The following is a 16,223-nucleotide window of genomic DNA, read 5'->3' as shown; positions in this document are numbered from 1 at the left end:
GCTTGACGCCCCGTCCGACGTTTCAAACTCTAGCCGATCCCCGCTCCGAAAAGCGAATCCAGCCGAGTCCGACCGCAATCCGATAAAACGCGCACGCCGAATACGCGCCGAGCCGCGACGCGAAAACGCGAAACGACCGGCACGAGCCGAGAAGTGGTGTTTCAGAGGATTGGCTACCCCGGGACCGTCCGCGCAGACGCGTGTCCGGTGCTCCCTGCCAGGCAGCTCGAAGAACTGTACGCGCTTCGGCGTCCGGATGCAAACGACGTGCAAAAGGGGCCGGCCGTACCCCGGGGAGGGGTCCGGCCGGCCGGGTCAGGGGGCTCAGCTGTTGGTGGGGAAGCCGAGGTTGATGCCGCCGTGCGACGGGTCCAGCCAGCGCTGGGTCACCGCCTTGCCGCGGGTGAAGAACTGCACGCCGTCCGGGCCGTACGCGTGGGCGTCGCCGAACAGGGAGGCCTTCCAGCCGCCGAAGGAGTAGTAGGCGACCGGCACCGGGATCGGCACGTTGATGCCGACCATGCCGACCTCCACCTCGAACTGGAAGCGCCGGGCCGCGCCACCGTCGTTGGTGAAGAGCGCGGTGCCGTTGCCGTACGGGTTCGCGTTGATGAGCGCCAGGCCCTCCTCGTAGGAGGCGACGCGCACGACGGAGAGCACCGGGCCGAAGATCTCGTCGTTGTAGACGGACATGCCGGGCTTCACGTGGTCGAACAGCGTCGGGCCGAGCCAGAAGCCGTCGCTGGTCGGGCTGCCGTTCGCGTCCTCGGGGGCGATCGGGTGCTTGCGGCCGTCCACGGCGAGCTCGGCACCGTCGGCGACGCCGGACTCGACGTAGGAGGTGACCTTGTCGCGGTGCTGGCCGGTCACCAACGGGCCCATCTCCGAGTCGCCGTTGCAGCCGGGGCCGACCTTCAGACCGGCGATCCGCTGCTTGATCTTGTCGACCAGCTCGTCGCCGATCGGGTCGACCGCGACCAGGACGGAGACGGCCATGCAGCGCTCGCCGGCCGCGCCGAAGCCGGCGTTGACGGCTGCGTCGGCGGCGAGGTCGAGGTCGGCGTCGGGCAGCACCAGCATGTGGTTCTTCGCGCCGCCCAGGGCCTGCACGCGCTTGCCGTAGCGGGTGCCGGTCTCATAGACGTAGCGGGCGATCGGGGTGGAGCCGACGAAGCTGACGGACTTGATGTCCGGGTGCTCCAGCAGGCGGTCGACGGCCACCTTGTCGCCGTGCACGACGTTGAAGACGCCGTCCGGCAGACCGGCCTCCTTCCACAGCGCGGCCAGGAAGTTGGCCGCGGACGGGTCCTTCTCCGAGGGCTTCACCACGACCGTGTTGCCGGCCGCGATGGCGATCGGGAAGAACCACATCGGCACCATGGCCGGGAAGTTGAACGGCGAGATGACCGCGACCGGGCCGAGCGGCTGGCGGATCGAGTAGACGTCGATGCCGGTGGAGGCCTGCTCGGTGAAGCCGCCCTTGAGCAGCTGCGGGATGCCGCAGGCGTACTCGACGACCTCCAGGCCGCGGGCGATCTCGCCCAGCGCGTCCGAGTGCACCTTGCCGTGCTCGGACACGATGATCGCGGCCAGCTCGTCCCGGCGGGCGTTCAGCAGCTCGCGGAAGGCGAAGAGCACCGAGGTCCGCTTGGCCACCGAGGCGCTGCGCCACTCGGCGAAGGCCGAGGCCGCGGCGGCGACGGCCTGGTCGACCTCGGCGATCCCCGCGAAGTCCACCTGGCCGGCGACCTGGCCGGTGGCCGGGTCGAAGACGTCACCGCGACGGGGCGCCGCACCGGCGGTGGCGACCGGCTGGCCGGCGATCCAGTGAATGATGTGCTTGCTCAAGTCCGTCTGCCTCCGAAGTCCCGGGCGGCGTCCTGCCACCGGTCCGGTCTGACGCCGCCCCGCGAGAGGGCCGGGCGACGGGGAATTCACGGGGCTACCGCGCTCGTCTCCCAGTCTGCTGGCCGCCGGCGCGCGGCTCAACGAACAGCCTGACGGGGATCGCGGATTCAGCCTTACAGGTCGTCCGGTCACTGCGCCGAATGGACGAAGCCCGAGGTGGCCTCAGGACTCCTCGTCCTCCAGGTACGGATCGTGCAACCCGTCCGCCGCCTCCTGGGTCTCCAGCAGGTCCAGCCGCAGGTCCTGCGCCCAGGCCAGGGCCCATCGCTTGAGCCCGTCCACCGCCCCGGCCTCGACGCCCCGGGCCCGGAACCGGCCGTCCGCCGCCTCGGCCAGCGTCTCCAGCCGGTCGGCGAGGCCGTCCGGCTGGAACTCCGGGTCCAGCTCCGCCGCCAGGGCGAGCAGTTCACCCTCCCGGTAGTTCCGGGTGAGGGCGTGCACGTCGATCAGGTCGCGCGGCATGCCGCGGTCGACCAGCAGTGCGGTGGTGAGCGCCGCCGCGTCCTCCAGGGCGACCACCGGCAGGACGACCGGAGGCTCGCCGGGCTCCGGGATGCCGAAGTCCAGCCGGACCGGCCGGTGACCGAGCGGTTCCTTCCGCAGCTCCACCGGGTGCGACCGCCCGCCCAGTGTCAGCCGTACGGTCAGCTGTTCCAGTCGCGGTGTGCCGGGCCGCTCGGCGACCCCGCCGCCCGCCGCGCGGTACGCCTCCGCGAGCGCGGCCGCGACCTCCGGCAGGTCGGCGTCGCCGGTGGCCAGGGTGAGTCCGTCCTGCGGACAGGCCGGGACACCGTGGGCGCGCAGCGCGTGCCCACCGGCCAGCGCCAGACCGTACCGGGTGCAGACGGGCCCGGCCAGGACGGCCAGGCGGAGCTGGGCGGGGCCCGGTCGGAGGGACGCGTCGACGGCGTGCGGGGCGGTGGTCACGCCTCCAGTCTGACCCGAGCGCCCGCCCCGCGCGCCACCGCCGTGAGCCCGCCGCCGGTGCTACCAGCCGCCGAGCCCGGCCGCCGCCTCGTGCAGGGCCAGCTCCAGCAGCACCGGGTCTCGTTGAGCCGCCCCGAGCCGTCGGGCGGCACCAGCCAGCGCACGGCCCGGCTGCCGCGTCCGGGGTGCGGGACGACGGTCCAGGTGCTCTCTCCCGCGCAGCGCACGCCGGTGCCGATCCAATGGGCGGCGGTGCCGACCGGCACCAGGAAGCTGACCTGCTCCTCCCCGGTCTCGGTGAGGACCGGCCCGCAGGAGACGGGCTCCAGGACGGCCAGGGCCGGACGCCCGAGCCGGCCGGGGACGGTGAGGACGTCCCAGCGACGCCCGGCCGGTAGCGGCATCAGGCCCAGCCCGGTGCGTTCCCACTGCTTCCGGAAGGCCTCCGGCCAGCAGCTGGGAGACGCTGGTGACCTCCCTCCCCCTGGTCGCCTTGCGGTTGTAGGCGACCACGGTCTGGATGCCGGCCCAGGGGTGGGTGTAGAGCCGGCCCGGGTCCCAGTCGGGGGCGCGGAAGCGGGCCTCGACGTTGGTGATCGCGGTGGTGACGTTCGCCGGGTTCAGCTTCTGCGCCCAGCCGAGCCGGATCAGCCGGGCGGCCATCCAGTCGGTGAGCACCACAGGTCGCGGCCGGCGTCCTGGCCGGCCGCCGGCTGCGGCGTGACCTTGCCGAAGAACTCGACGTTGTCGTTGACGTCCTCGTTGTACTTGACCCTGATGCCGGTGGCCGCGGTGAAGGCGTCCAGGATGCCGTGCTTCTGCTTGTCCTTCTCGTCGGCGTCCAGTGCAGCGGCCAGTTGGAGAAGTCGACCTCCTTCTCGCTGTCCGAGAGGTCCTTGACGGCGTTGGCGGTCGAGTCCCCGGTCGCCCGGGGCGCGGCGGGGATTGCCGCAGGCGGCCAGGGTGCCCGCCCCGGCGGTCAGTGCGGCGGCGCGCAGCAGGGTGCGCCGGCCGACCGCGGCCCGGCCGCTGGTCAGGCTGCGTTCCCAGGCCCTGCGAACCGGTTCGGGCAGACCGTCGGTGAGCTCGTCGAACGCCTTGAACGCCATGGAACGGGCCTCCTGGGAAAGGACGGGTGCGTGGGGGCGCACCGGTCATCGGTCTCCGAAGACGGTGCGGTGCCAGCCCTTGCGGGCGACCGCGGTGGTGTCGAACATGACGTGCTTGACCTGGGTGTACTCGTCCAGCGAGTACTGGGACATGTCCTTGCCGTAGCGGGACGCCTTGTAACTGCCGTGCGGCATCTCGCTGGTATCGGAATGTGGTCGTTGACCCAGACGCACCCGGCGGCGATCTACCGGGCGGCGCGCAGCGAGCGGTGCACGTCGGTCGTCCAGGCGGAGGCGGCGAGGCCGTACGGGGTGTCGTTGGCCAGCCGCAGGCCCTCGTCGTCGCCGTCGAAGGGCAGCACCACCAGCACCGGGCCGGACACCTCGCCCTGGACGACCTCGCTGTCCTGGGCCGCGCCGGTGATCAGGGTGGGCCTCGACGGGGTTGACGACCTGGAAGGGTTCGCCGCTCCCCCGGGTCTGCCGGCCCGCGATGTACTGCGCGCCCGCGTCGAAGTGCCGGCCGTTCGGCCGCGCGCCGCGGTGAAACGCTTGCCAATTGCGGGTTGACGTGACAACAACCGTGACAACGGTCACTTCGACAGCCTCGACACGAAGGGCCTTACAGGGTGAAGCCACTTCGTAGGGGCGACAGGTCGTTCGGAGGATGGATGATTCACCTGACACCCTGTCCAGCCCGTTCCCCCGCCCCTGGGAGGCCCGCGATGCTCCCCACCGTCGCCCGCGTGCTCGACCTGGAGGTGATGCGGCGCGGCCTGCCCCAGGTGGTGGCCGGCGCCGACCGCCTGGAGCGGCCGGTCCGCTGGGTCCACGTCAGCGAACTGCCCGACGTCGCCGGGATGCTGCAGGGCGGCGAGCTGGTGCTGACCACCGGCATCGCGCTGCCCGAGGACCGCGAGGGCCTGGCCCGCTACGTCCGCGACCTGGACGAGGTCGGCGTGGCCGGTCTGGTGGTCGAGTTCGGCCGGCGCTACTTCGACTCGCTGCCGCGCGCCCTGGTGCACGCCGCCGAGCAGCGCGGACTGCCGCTGATCACGCTCCGCCGCGAGGTGCGCTTCGTCGCCGTCACCGAGGCCGTGCACGCCCTGGTGGTGAACGCCCAGCTGGAGCAGCTGCGGATCTCCGAATCGGTCCACCAGGTGTTCAACGAGCTGGTGGTGGAGGGCGCCGAGCCGCCCGAGGTGATCCGCCAGGTCGCCCGGATGGCCGGGGCGCCGGTGGTCCTGGAGAACCTGGCCCACCAGGTGCTCGCCCACGACACCGCCGGCTGCCCGGAGGCCGAACTGCTGGAGGACTGGGAGCGCCGCTCGCGCGGGGTCCGTCCGCCCGGCCGCACCGGCCACGACCCGCGCAGCGGCTGGCTGGTGACCACCGTCGGCGCCCGCGGCCAGGACTGGGGCCGGCTGGTGCTGGTCCAGGAGCCCGGCCCGCTGCCGGAGGGCGAGCCACACCCCCATGCCATGCTGCTGGAGCGCGGCGCCTCGGCGCTGGCGCTCAACCGGCTGGTGGTGCGCGACCGGGAGAGCCTGGAGCGGCAGACCCACCGCACCCTGCTCTCCGGCATCCTGACCCACGCGCTGACCGTCTCCGAGGTGGCCCTGCGCGCCCAGGCGCTCGGCGTCCCGCTGGACGGCCGACGGCTGGTCGGCGTGGTGCTGCGCCAGCGCCGCGGGCCGATCCCGGCCGCGCTGGAGGCGCAGGCCCGGCTGCGCGACTTCACCGAGTTGGCCGCCGGCGCGGTCCGGAGCTGCCGGCTCCCCGCCCTGGTCGGCGCGCTGGACGACGAGGGCGTCGGCCTGCTGGTCGCGCTCGGCGCCCAGCAGGACGAGCACGCCGCACTGGACGCCTTCTCGGCCGCCCTGCGCCGGATGTCCGCCGAGGCCGACCGGGACGGCGCCGACGCCCCGGGCCCGGTGATCGCGGTCGGCTCCTCGGTCGGCTCGGTCCGCGACGCCCGGCGCACCCTGCTGGAGGCCGCCCAGGTCGCCGACGCGGCCCTGCACGACGCGCCCGGCGGCGGCCGCACCGCCTCCTACTACCGGCTGCCGGACGTGCGGCTGCGCGGCCTGCTCCACCTGCTGCGCGACGACGCCCGCCTGCAGACGTACGTGGAACGGGAGTTGGGCCCGCTGCTGGCCCACGACGCCGAGCACAACGGCCAGTTGGTGCAGATGCTGCGGATCTACCTGGAGCAGGGCCGGAACAAGTCGGCGGCCGCCGACGCCGCCCACCTGTCCCGACCGTCCTTCTACGACCGGCTGCACAAGGTCGAGCGGATCCTCGGCGTCGACCTCGACCAGGTGGAGTCCTGCCTGTCCCTGCACGTCGCGCTGCTCGCGCTGGACGCCGTCCGCCGGTAGGACCTCACCTGGGGGCCTTCCGGAACGTGGGACGGCCCCGGACACGCCGTGCCCGGGGCCGTCTCCTGGGAGGTGCGTCAGACAGTGTGCGCGTCGGTGAGCGACAGCACCTCGTCCAGCACCGCGAGGCCGGCCTTGGCCTCCTCCTCGGTGACGGTGCACGGCGGGACGACGTGGAAGCGGTTCATGTTGACGAACGGCCAGAGCCCGCGCTGCTTGCAGGCCGCGGACAGCTCGGCCATCGGGGCGTTGTCGGCGCCCGCGGCGTTGTACGGCACCAGCGGCTCGCGGGTCTCCCGGTCCTTGACCAGGTCGAGCGCCCAGAACACGCCGAGGCCGCGCACCTCGCCGATCGAGGGGTGCCGCTCGGCCAGCTCGCGCAGACCGGGGCCGAGCACCGTCTCGCCGATGTGCTTGGCGTTCTCGACGATGCCCTCCTCCGCCATCGCGTTGATGGTGGCCACCGCCGAGGCGCAGGCCAGCGGGTGCCCGGAGTAGGTGAGCTTGCCGGGGAACGGCCGATCGGCGAAGGTGGCGGCGATCTCGGCGCTGATCGCCACCCCGCCCAGCGGCACGTAGCCCGAGTTGACGCCCTTGGCGAAGGTCATGAGGTCCGGCACGACGCCCCAGTGGTCGGCGGCGAACCACTCGCCGGTGCGGCCGAAGCCGGCCATCACCTCGTCCAGGATGAACACGATCCCGTAGCGGTCGCAGATCTCCCGCACCCCGGCCAGGTACCCCGGCGGCGGGACCAGGATGCCCGCGGTGCCGACCACCGTCTCCAGGATGACCGCCGCGACGGTGCCCGGCCCCTCGAAGGCGATCACCTGTTCCAGGTGCTCCAGCGCGCGCTCGCACTCCTGCGCCTCGTTCTCGGCGTGGAAGTTGGAGCGGTAGGCGTACGGGCCCCAGAAGTGCACCACCCCGGAGACTCCGGTCTCGTTGGCCCAGCGCCGCGGGTCGCCGGTGAGGGCGATCGCGTTGGCGGTGGCGCCGTGGTACGAGCGGTAGGTGGACAGCACCTTCTGCCGGCCGCTGTGCAGCCGGGCCAGTCGAACGGCGTTCTCCACGGCCTCGGCGCCGCCGTTGGTGAAGAAGATCTTGTCCAGGTCCCCCGGGGTGCGCTCGGCGATCAGCCGGGCGGCCTCGCTGCGCGACTCGACCGCGAAGCCGGGGGCGATGGTGCAGAGCTTCGCCGCCTGCTCCTGGATCGCGGCGACCACCTTCGGGTGCTGGTGGCCGATGTTGGTGTTGACCAGCTGCGAGGAGAAGTCGAGGTAGCGGTTGCCGTCGTAGTCCCAGAAGTACGAGCCCTCGGCGCCGGCCACCGCGAGGGGGTCGATCAGCGCCTGGGCGGACCACGAGTGGAAGACGTGCGCGCGGTCGGCGGCCTTGACGGCCTGGCCGGCGGCTGAGTCGGCGGTGGGGATGCTCATGCGGTAAGGCTAGGACGGGCCACCGGGGAAGTGCAGCTTCATCTTGTCAGTCGGTCGCGCGATCCGCCGACAGGGTGCAAAGCGACGGGGCCCGGATCGAAAAGACCCGGACCCTTGTCAGTTCATACGACCTGCACGTCGCCTCAGATGGCCGTCATGCTGCGCTCGACGGTCCTGACCCGCTAGATCGCGGTCATGACGTGCTTCACCCGGGTGTAGTCCTCGAAGCCGTACGAGGAGAGGTCCTTGCCGTAGCCGGACTTCTTGAAGCCGCCGTGCGGCATCTCGGCGACCAGCGGGATGTGGGTGTTGATCCAGACGCAGCCGAAGTCCAGGCGGCGCGACATCCGCATGGCGCGGGCGTGGTCCTTGGTCCACACCGAGGAGGCCAGCGCGTACTCGACGCCGTTGGCGTACTCGACGGCCTGGTCCTCGTCGGTGAACTTCTGCACGGTGATGACCGGGCCGAAGACCTCGTTCTGGACGATCTCGTCGTCCTGGTTCAGTCCGGAGACGACGGTCGCGGCGTAGAAGTAGCCCTTGTCGCCGACCCGGTGGCCACCGGCCTCGACCTTGGCGTGGGCGGGCAGCCGCTCGATGAAGCCGGAGACCTGCTTCAGCTGGTTGGCGTTGTTCAGCGGGCCGTACAGCACGTCCTCGTCGTCCGCGCCACCGGTCTTGGTCTCGGCCGCGGCCTTGGCCAGCGCCTCGACGAAGGCGTCGTGGATCGACTCGTGCACCAGCACGCGGGTGGCGGCGGTGCAGTCCTGGCCGGCGTTGAAGTAGCCCGCCACCGAGATGCCCTCGACGGCCTCGGCGATGTCGGCGTCCTCGAAGACCACGACCGGGGCCTTGCCGCCCAGCTCCAGGTGGACGCGCTTGACGTCCTTGGAGGCGGACTCGGCGACCTGGATGCCGGCCCGGACCGAACCGGTGATGGAGGCCATCGCCGGGACGGGGTGCTCGACCATCAGCCTGCCGGTCTCGCGGTCGCCGCAGATGACGTTGAAGACGCCGGCCGGCAGCTCCAGCTCCTTGAGGATGCCGCCGATGATCTCGGCCAGCAGCACGGTGGAGGCCGGGGTGGTGTCCGAGGGCTTGAGGACGACGGTGTTGCCCGCGGCGATGGCCGGGGCGAACTTCCAGACCGCCATCATCATCGGGTAGTTCCACGGCGCGACCTGGGCGCAGACGCCGACCGGCTCGCGGCGGATGATCGAGGTCATCCCGTCCATGTACTCACCGGCGGCCTTGCCCTCCAGCAGGCGGGCGGCGCCGGCGAAGAAGCGGATCTGGTCCACCATCGGGCCGATCTCCTCGGAGAGGGTCAGCGCGCGGGGCTTGCCGGTGTTGCGCACCTCGGCGTCGACGATCTCGTCGGCCCGGGCCTCGACCGCGTCGGCGATCTTGAGCAGCAGCTTCTGGCGGGTGCTCGGGGTGGCGTCGCGCCAGACCGGGAACGCGGCGGCGGCCGAGGCCATGGCGGCGTCCACGTCAGCGGCACCGGACAGCGGCGACGTCGCGTACACCTCGCCGGTGGCGGGGTCGACGATGTCGAGGGTGCGGCCGTCAGCCGCGTCGACGAACTCACCGTTGATGTAGTTGCGCAGCGTACGAAGGTCGCTCACGGGTCTCTCCTCGGTCTGGGCCTGCGGCGTTGCAGATTCCGGCGCCATGGTACGTCGGCGGGTCCGGCCTACGAAGGGCGCCGAGTGGCCGGGCGCCAAGCGGCGCGGTCCACTGGTGGCGGAATGCGCGCCGCCCGGCGGGGGCGCGCGCGTACCGTGCCAGGGTAGCCGCAACACTGCCGGTATCGACAGACGTATCGCCAATACGCAATGAAATCCGCAAGGGATTTCCAAGATCACGACGAAATCAGCAGTTTCCACGCTTGCGAACGGAGGAACGATCAGGCACAGTGGCGGCGTGGCCAACCGCGACCGGAACGCGAGCGTTCCCCTCGACGCCGCCTCCAAGGCGATCATCGAGCAGCTCCAGGAGGACGGGCGCCGCCCGTACGCCGCCATCGGCAAGGCCGTCGGCCTGTCCGAGGCAGCCGTACGGCAGCGCGTCCAGAAGCTGCTCGACCAAGGCGTGATGCAGATCGTCGCCGTCACGGACCCGCTCACCGTCGGCTTCACCCGCCAGGCGATGGTCGGCATCCGGGTCGAGGGCGACATCGAGCCCGTCGCCGACGCGCTGGCCGCCCTCGACGAGGTCGACTACGTCGTCTGCACCGCAGGCTCGTTCGACCTCCTGGCCGAGCTGGTCTGCGAGGACGACGAGCACCTGCTCGAACTGATCAACAAGCGCATCCGCGCGCTTCCCGGCGTGCGGAGCACCGAGAGCTTCGTTTACCTGAAGCTCCGGAAACAGACCTACACCTGGGGCACCCGATGACAGCCGACCCGGCGCAGAAGGACCTTTCCAAGACCGCCTACGACCACCTGTGGATGCACTTCACCCGCATGTCGTCGTACGAGAACTCCCCCGTGCCGACCATCGTCAAGGGCGAGGGCACGTACATCTGGGACGACAAGGGCCGGAAGTACATCGACGGCCTGGCCGGCCTGTTCGTCGTGCAGGCCGGTCACGGCCGCACCGAGCTCGCCGAGGTCGCCGCCAAGCAGGCCAAGGAACTCGCGTTCTTCCCGATCTGGAGCTACGCGCACCCCAAGGCCGTCGAGCTGGCCGAGCGCCTGGCCAACTACGCCCCGGGCGACCTGAACAAGGTCTTCTTCTCCACCGGTGGCGGCGAGGCGGTCGAGACCGCCTGGAAGCTCGCCAAGCAGTACTTCAAGCTGACCGGCAAGCCGACCAAGTACAAGGTCATCTCCCGCGCCATCGCCTACCACGGCACCCCCCAGGGCGCGCTGTCCATCACCGGCCTGCCGGGCCTGAAGGCCCCGTTCGAGCCGCTGGTGCCGGGCACCCACAAGGCCCCGAACACCAACATCTACCGCGCCCCGCACTACCTCGAGGGCCCCGACGGCACCGTCGACCCCGAGGCGTACGGCCGCTGGTGCGCCGACCAGGTCGAGGAGGCCATCCTCTTCGAGGGCCCCGAGACCGTCGCCGCCGTCTTCGTCGAGCCGGTGCAGAACGCCGGTGGCTGCTTCCCGCCGCCGCCCGGCTACTTCCAGCGCCTGCGCGAGATCTGTGACCGCCACGACGTGCTGCTGGTCTCCGACGAGGTCATCTGCGCCTTCGGCCGCCTCGGCACCATGTTCGGCGCCGACAAGTTCGGCTACGTGCCGGACATGATCACCTGCGCCAAGGGCATGACCTCGGGCTACTCCCCGATCGGCGCCACGATCATCTCCGACCGCATCGCCGAGCCGTTCTACAAGGGTGACAACACCTTCCTGCACGGCTACACCTTCGCCGGTCACCCGGTCTCCTCGGCCGTGGCGCTCGCCAACCTCGACATCTTCGAGCGCGAGGGCCTGAACCAGAAGGTGCTCGACAACGAGGCTGCCTTCCTGGGCACCCTGAGCAAGCTGCGCGACCTGCCGATCGTCGGCGACGTCCGCGGCAACGGCTACTTCTACGGCATCGAGCTCGTGAAGGACAAGGTCACCAAGGAGACCTTCAACGAGGAGGAGACCGAGCGCGTGCTCTACGGCTTCCTCTCGAAGGCCCTCTTCGACAACGGCCTGTACTGCCGCGCCGACGACCGTGGCGACCCGGTCGTCCAGCTGGCCCCGCCGCTGATCTCCGACCAGTCGACCTTCGACGAGATCGAGCAGATCCTGCGGACCAGCCTCACCGACGCGTGGGCGAAGCTCTGACCACCTGAGCCCTCTTCCCCACCCTCCGCCGAAGGGCGGTCCCGCTCCCCGCGGGGCCGCCCTTCGGCGTTCCCGCCACCGCCACCGAACATCACAGTCGCACGACCAAACATGCCTGAATGCGGGTGATTTGCCCGTGATGGCCCAGTGCGCCGCAACCGCGGCCGGTCCCGGTCGTTCTAATCTGACGACTGTCATATCCCTGCGGCCACCCAGGATGGAACCTCATGTCAGCGGCACCGCCTGACAACGACGTGCTGTGGGCCCGGGGGATCGTCAAGTCCCACTACGGCACCCCGGCCCTGCGCGGCATCTCCATCGGCGTCCGCGATGGCGAGGTGCTCGCCGTCACCGGCCCGCGCGGCTCCGGCAAGAGCACCCTGCTCGGCTGCCTCTCCGCCCAACTCCCGGTCGACAAGGGCGAGGTCTGGTTCAACAGCTCCCCCGTGCACACCCTCGGCCGGGCCGGCCGCGAACGGCTGCGCCGCGACCGCTTCGGCTTCGTCGGCTCCGAACCGCACCTGGTGCCCGAACTGACCGCCCGCGAGAACGTCGCCCTGCCGCTGCTGCTCGCCGGCGCCGGCAACAAGGCCGCCTACACCGCCGCCGACGAGTGGCTGGAACGCCTCGACGTCGGCGACATCGCCCGGCACCGGCCCGACCGGCTGGTCCAGAGCCAGTGCCAGCGGATCGCCGTGGCCCGCGCCCTCGCGCCGCTGCCGCCCGTCGTCTTCGCCGACGACCCCACCGCCCCGCTGCACCGCGAGGCCGCCGACCAGGTCCTGCGGATACTGACCAGCGCGGCCCGCTCGCACCAGCTCACCCTCGTCCTGGCCACCCACGACCCCGAGCTCGTCCGGTTCGCGGACCGCGCCGTCGCCCTCGTCGACGGACGGCTCACCGCCCCCGCCGCACCCGTCTCGCGCGGCACCGCCGCCCCGGGCCCGGCCGGCGCCTCCACCGTCACGGCCACCCGCCGCTGACGAGGCCGAACCGCTGAAAGAGTCGACGTGTTCTACCTCCGTCTGGCCCGGGGCTACCGGGTGCCCGACCTCGGCCGCTGGCTGCTCACCGCACTGGCGGCCGCCGTCGTCGCCGCCTTCCTGCTGCGCTCCCTCGGCCGGGCGCTGAGCGACCCGCTCGGCGGCGCCGACGCGCTGGTCCGGTTGCTCTGGTGCCTGCCCCCGCTCGCCGCCGTCGCCTGGTTCGCGGCCGTCGCCGCCCGCTCGGTGCCCGCCCGGCGCCCCGAACGGATCGCCGGCCTCACCGCCGCCGGGGCCGGCTCCCGGCGGATCCGCGCCCTGATCGCCGTCGAGGTCGTCCTCGCCTGCACCCTCGGCAGCGTGCTCACCCTGCTGCTCTTCCTGGTGCTGCGCAACGACATCGCCGGACCCTCGCTCGCCCCCGACCTCGGCATGGGCGTGCCGCTGCCGGCCGCCGCACCGGTCACCCTGCTCGCCCTGGTCCCGCTCACCGCCGGCATCGCCGCCGGCTGCTCGGTGCCCGTCGCCGAGACCCTGCCCGGCGGCCGCACCCGCGGCCGCACCGGCTTCGGCCCGCTGCGGATCGCCGTACCGATCGGGCTGGTGGTGATCGGCGCCGCGCTCGAACTCATCGCCCTGCGGCCCGGCGCCCCCGCCGACGGCCGCCCGATCCACCTGCCCGCCGGGCTCGGCACCACCAGCACCGCCGCCCTCGGTGGCTGGGCCGCCGGCGCACTCGGCCTCGCCCTGCTCACCGGCCCGCTGCTCGCCTGGACCGGACGGCTGCTCGCCCTCGGTCGGCCCACCCCGCTGCGGCTGCTGGCCGGGCGCGGCCTCACCGCCCAGGCCCGCCGGCTCGGCCCGCCGCTGGCCGTCCTCACCCTGGTCATCGCCCTGGTGCTGACCACCATCCGCTACTGGATCGGCACGCCGGACAGCGCCGACGCGCTGCCCGCCGTCGAGGCCTGCCTGGTGCTCGGCTGCGCGGCCGCCGCGGTGATCGCCCGGCTCGCCGAGGTGCGCACGGACCGCCGGGATGTCACCGAAGCGCTGCTGCGCCTCGGTGCCTCGCCCCGGCTGCTGTTCGGCGCGGTCGCGCTGCGCACCCTCGCGGTGGGCACCACGCTGCTGGTGACCGGCGGGACGACCGCCGCGCTGGCGGCCGCCGGGCTGCGGTAGCCCCCCGCTCCCCCGCTCAGCCCGCCGCGGCGAGCTGGCCGCAGGCGCCGTCGATCTCCTGGCCGCGGGTGTCGCGGACGGTCGTGGGCACGCCGTGCGACTGGAGCCGGCGGACGAACTCCCGCTCGTCCTCCGGGCGGGAGGCCGTCCACTTGGAACCCGGGGTCGGGTTCAGCGGGATCAGGTTGACGTGCACCCGGTGGTTCTTGATCAGCCGTCCGAGCAGGTCCGCCCGCCACGCCTGGTCGTTGATGTCCTTGATCAGCGCGTACTCGATGGAGATCCGGCGGCCGGACTTCTCCGCGTAGTTCCAGGCCGCGTCCAGCACCTCGGCGACCTTCCACCGGGTGTTCACCGGGACCAGTTCGTCGCGCAACTCGTCGTCCGGGGCGTGCAGCGACAGCGCCAGGCGGCAGCTGAGACCCTCGTCGGCCAGCCGGTTCATCGCCGGGACGAGGCCGACGGTGGAGACGGTGATGCCGCGCTGGGACAGGCCGAAGCCGTCCGGCGCCGGGTCGGTGAGCCGGCGGATCGCGGCCAGCACCCGGTTGTAGTTGGCCAGCGGCTCGCCCATGCCCATGAAGACCACGTTGGACAGCCGCGCCTCGCCGCCCGGGATCTCACCGGCCTTCAGCGCGCGCATCCCGGCGGCGATCTGCTCGACGATCTCGCCGGTGGACAGGTTGCGGGTCAGCCCGGCCTGACCGGTGGCGCAGAACGGGCAGTTCATGCCGCAGCCGGCCTGCGAACTGATGCACATGGTGACCCGGTCGGGGTAGCGCATCAGCACCGACTCGACGAGCGTGCCGTCGAACAGCTTCCAGAGCGTCTTGCGGGTGGCGTCGTCGTCGCAGGAGACGTGCCGCACCACCGACATCAGCTCGGGCAGCAGGCTCTCGGTGAGCTTCTCCCGACTGGCGGCGGGGATGTCCGTCCAGCTCGCCGGGTCGTTCGACATCCGGCCGAAGTAGTGGTTGGAGAGCTGCTTGGCGCGGAACGGCTGCTCGCCCAGCTCGGCGACGGCCTCCTTGCGCTCGGCGGGGCTCAGGTCGGCGAGGTGTCGCGGGGGCTTGGCGCCGCGCGGCGCGACAAAGGTGAGTTCTCCGGGCTTAGGCATGGTTGTTCCAGTGTCGCAGACGTGCGAGGGCCCCGGACGCCTGGCGTCCGGGGCCCGCACTCGGATCCGTGGGTCAGCTGCCGACGAAGGCCGCCAGCAGCAGCCAGACCACCGGGGCGGTCGGCAGGAGAGAGTCCAGCCGGTCCATGATGCCGCCGTGGCCGGGCAGCAGGGTGCCCATGTCCTTGATCCCGAGGTCGCGCTTGATCATCGACTCGCCCAGGTCGCCCAGGGTCGCGGTGACCGCGGCGCAGCCGCCCAGGATCAGGCCCTGCCACCAGCTGCCGCCGTCGATGATCAGCTGCATCAGCACTGCACCCGCCAGCATCGACAGACCGATGCCGCCGGCCAAGCCCTCGCGGGTCTTGCCGGGACTGATCGTCGGGGCCAGCTTGGTCCTGCCGAACTTGTAACCCACCGCGTAGGCGCCGGTGTCGCTGCAGATCGTGACGATAAGGAAGAGCACGATCCGCTGGGGGCCGTCGTCGGCCGCCAGCATCATCGCCACGAAGGTCGCCAGGAACGGCACGTAGAAGGCGGTGAACACACCCGCCGTTATGTCCCGCAGGTAGTTCTCCGGCGGCTGGGCCATCCGCCAGACCATCACCGCCAACCCGGTCAGCGCCAGTGCGGCCGCGGCCCACTGGACGCCGGCCCAGTAGCCGCAGGCGACCATCGCGACACCGCCCACCACCAGCGGGACCAGCGGCGCCTTGATCTGCTTGCGCTCGGCGAGCCGGGTGGTCAGCTCCCAACTGCCGACCGCCACCGCAGCCATCACGACGAACAGGAACAGCGCCTTCACCACGAACAGCGAGGCGACGATCACCGCGCCGAGGCCCACTCCCACGCCTATGGCGGCCTGGAGGTTACGGCCACCGCGCTGCTTGCGCGGCTCCGGCTGCGGGGCGGGCTGGGCGGCCACTGGTGTCTCCTGCCCTGGATGGGACGACGGCACGAAGGGGGGCTGACCGGCCGCCCGGTGGCCCTGCGGCGGCGCGGGATGCAGCGGAGCCCCCGGGTACGGCGGGGTGCCGTGGCCGGGGGCGGGAGCGACGTCATCGGTTATCGCGCGCAGCACGACCGTCTCCGTCACGCCCGTCGGCGCCGGCTCGGACTGCTCGTCCCGGAACAGCGGGCCGCTCAGTCGGCCGGCCTCCCGGGCCTGGTCCGCGGCGGGGTCGGCCGGCCGACTGGGGGCCGTCGGCCGTCCGTGCGCCGCGTGCCGACCCGGGGCCGGGGGCTGCCCGGGGGCCTGGGGCTGCCCGGGTGCCTCGTTGCCGAACGCCTGGCTACCGGACGCCTGGTTACCGAACGCCGGACCCCGGGCCGGGCCGCGGTCGGGCGCGCCGGGGTGCGGGCCGGGATCGGCCGGTACCGGAGGCATGACTT

Annotated in this window: 12 protein-coding genes and 2 pseudogenes; 5 read left to right on the top strand and 9 right to left on the bottom strand. The window is 72.2% G+C overall.

Annotated elements, in window-relative coordinates; genetic code table 11:
* Positions 1-324 precede the first annotated feature (324 nt).
* The 5 genes and pseudogenes from ACWCYO_RS21745 to ACWCYO_RS21725 form a co-directional block, all read right to left on the bottom strand.
* Entirely contained in the window at positions 325-1,848 is a 1,524-nt protein-coding gene (locus ACWCYO_RS21745; RefSeq protein ID WP_270143709.1) for a CoA-acylating methylmalonate-semialdehyde dehydrogenase, read from the bottom strand.
* 222 nt (positions 1,849-2,070) lie between these two features.
* A complete protein-coding gene (locus ACWCYO_RS21740; RefSeq protein WP_449785130.1) occupies positions 2,071-2,835 on the bottom strand; it encodes a nucleotidyl transferase AbiEii/AbiGii toxin family protein in 765 nt (254 codons plus the stop codon).
* Between the two features lie 60 nt (positions 2,836-2,895).
* Positions 2,896-3,284, bottom strand: a pseudogene (locus tag ACWCYO_RS21735) (hypothetical protein); the annotation flags it as partial.
* Between the two features lie 198 nt (positions 3,285-3,482).
* The gene (locus ACWCYO_RS21730; protein ID WP_449785129.1) at positions 3,483-3,944 is read right to left on the bottom strand and encodes a hypothetical protein; all 462 of its coding nucleotides are present in this window, start codon (positions 3,942-3,944) and stop codon (positions 3,483-3,485) included.
* A gap of 45 nt (positions 3,945-3,989) precedes the next feature.
* Positions 3,990-4,486, bottom strand: a pseudogene (locus ACWCYO_RS21725) (aldehyde dehydrogenase family protein); the annotation flags it as partial.
* Between the two features lie 183 nt (positions 4,487-4,669).
* Between ACWCYO_RS21725 and ACWCYO_RS21720 the strand changes: the two are divergent.
* Complete coding sequence (locus ACWCYO_RS21720) at positions 4,670-6,325, top strand: PucR family transcriptional regulator (protein ID WP_449785128.1); 1,656 nt, start codon at positions 4,670-4,672, stop codon at positions 6,323-6,325.
* Between the two features lie 77 nt (positions 6,326-6,402).
* On the opposite strand, the gene ACWCYO_RS21715 is transcribed toward ACWCYO_RS21720, so the two are convergent.
* A complete protein-coding gene (locus ACWCYO_RS21715; protein ID WP_449785127.1) occupies positions 6,403-7,761 on the bottom strand; it encodes an aminotransferase class III-fold pyridoxal phosphate-dependent enzyme in 1,359 nt (452 codons plus the stop codon).
* Positions 7,762-7,943: 182 nt separating this feature from the next.
* Positions 7,944-9,437, bottom strand: a complete 1,494-nt coding sequence (locus tag ACWCYO_RS21710; protein ID WP_449785126.1) for a gamma-aminobutyraldehyde dehydrogenase — start codon at positions 9,435-9,437, stop codon at positions 7,944-7,946.
* Positions 9,438-9,687: 250 nt separating this feature from the next.
* Between ACWCYO_RS21710 and ACWCYO_RS21705 the strand changes: the two genes are divergently transcribed.
* From ACWCYO_RS21705 to ACWCYO_RS21690, 4 genes are all read left to right on the top strand, one after another.
* A complete protein-coding gene (locus ACWCYO_RS21705; RefSeq protein WP_030243538.1) occupies positions 9,688-10,161 on the top strand; it encodes an Lrp/AsnC family transcriptional regulator in 474 nt (157 codons plus the stop codon).
* On the top strand, positions 10,158-11,552 hold the full coding sequence (locus ACWCYO_RS21700; protein WP_270143719.1) for an aspartate aminotransferase family protein: 1,395 nt from the start codon (positions 10,158-10,160) through the stop codon (positions 11,550-11,552). The genes ACWCYO_RS21705 and ACWCYO_RS21700 overlap by 4 nt, the downstream gene beginning before the upstream one ends.
* A 227-nt stretch (positions 11,553-11,779) precedes the next feature.
* Entirely contained in the window at positions 11,780-12,535 is a 756-nt protein-coding gene (locus ACWCYO_RS21695; RefSeq protein ID WP_449785125.1) for an ABC transporter ATP-binding protein, read from the top strand.
* A 27-nt stretch (positions 12,536-12,562) separates the two neighbouring features.
* Positions 12,563-13,714: a hypothetical protein gene (locus tag ACWCYO_RS21690; protein WP_270143723.1), complete on the top strand. Its 1,152-nt coding sequence runs from the start codon at positions 12,563-12,565 to the stop codon at positions 13,712-13,714.
* 16 nt (positions 13,715-13,730) lie between these two features.
* Here the strand turns inward: ACWCYO_RS21690 and rlmN are convergent, their stop codons facing one another.
* On the bottom strand, positions 13,731-14,831 hold the full coding sequence (rlmN, locus tag ACWCYO_RS21685; RefSeq protein WP_270143725.1) for a 23S rRNA (adenine(2503)-C(2))-methyltransferase RlmN: 1,101 nt from the start codon (positions 14,829-14,831) through the stop codon (positions 13,731-13,733).
* A 73-nt stretch (positions 14,832-14,904) separates the two neighbouring features.
* Complete coding sequence (locus ACWCYO_RS21680) at positions 14,905-16,218, bottom strand: phosphatidate cytidylyltransferase (protein ID WP_449785124.1); 1,314 nt, start codon at positions 16,216-16,218, stop codon at positions 14,905-14,907.
* Positions 16,219-16,223 lie beyond the last annotated feature (5 nt).

This window comes from Kitasatospora sp. NPDC001683, from assembly GCF_053596495.1.
Note: the sequence above shows the minus strand (reverse complement) of the source record. Positions and strands in the feature narration are given on the sequence as shown.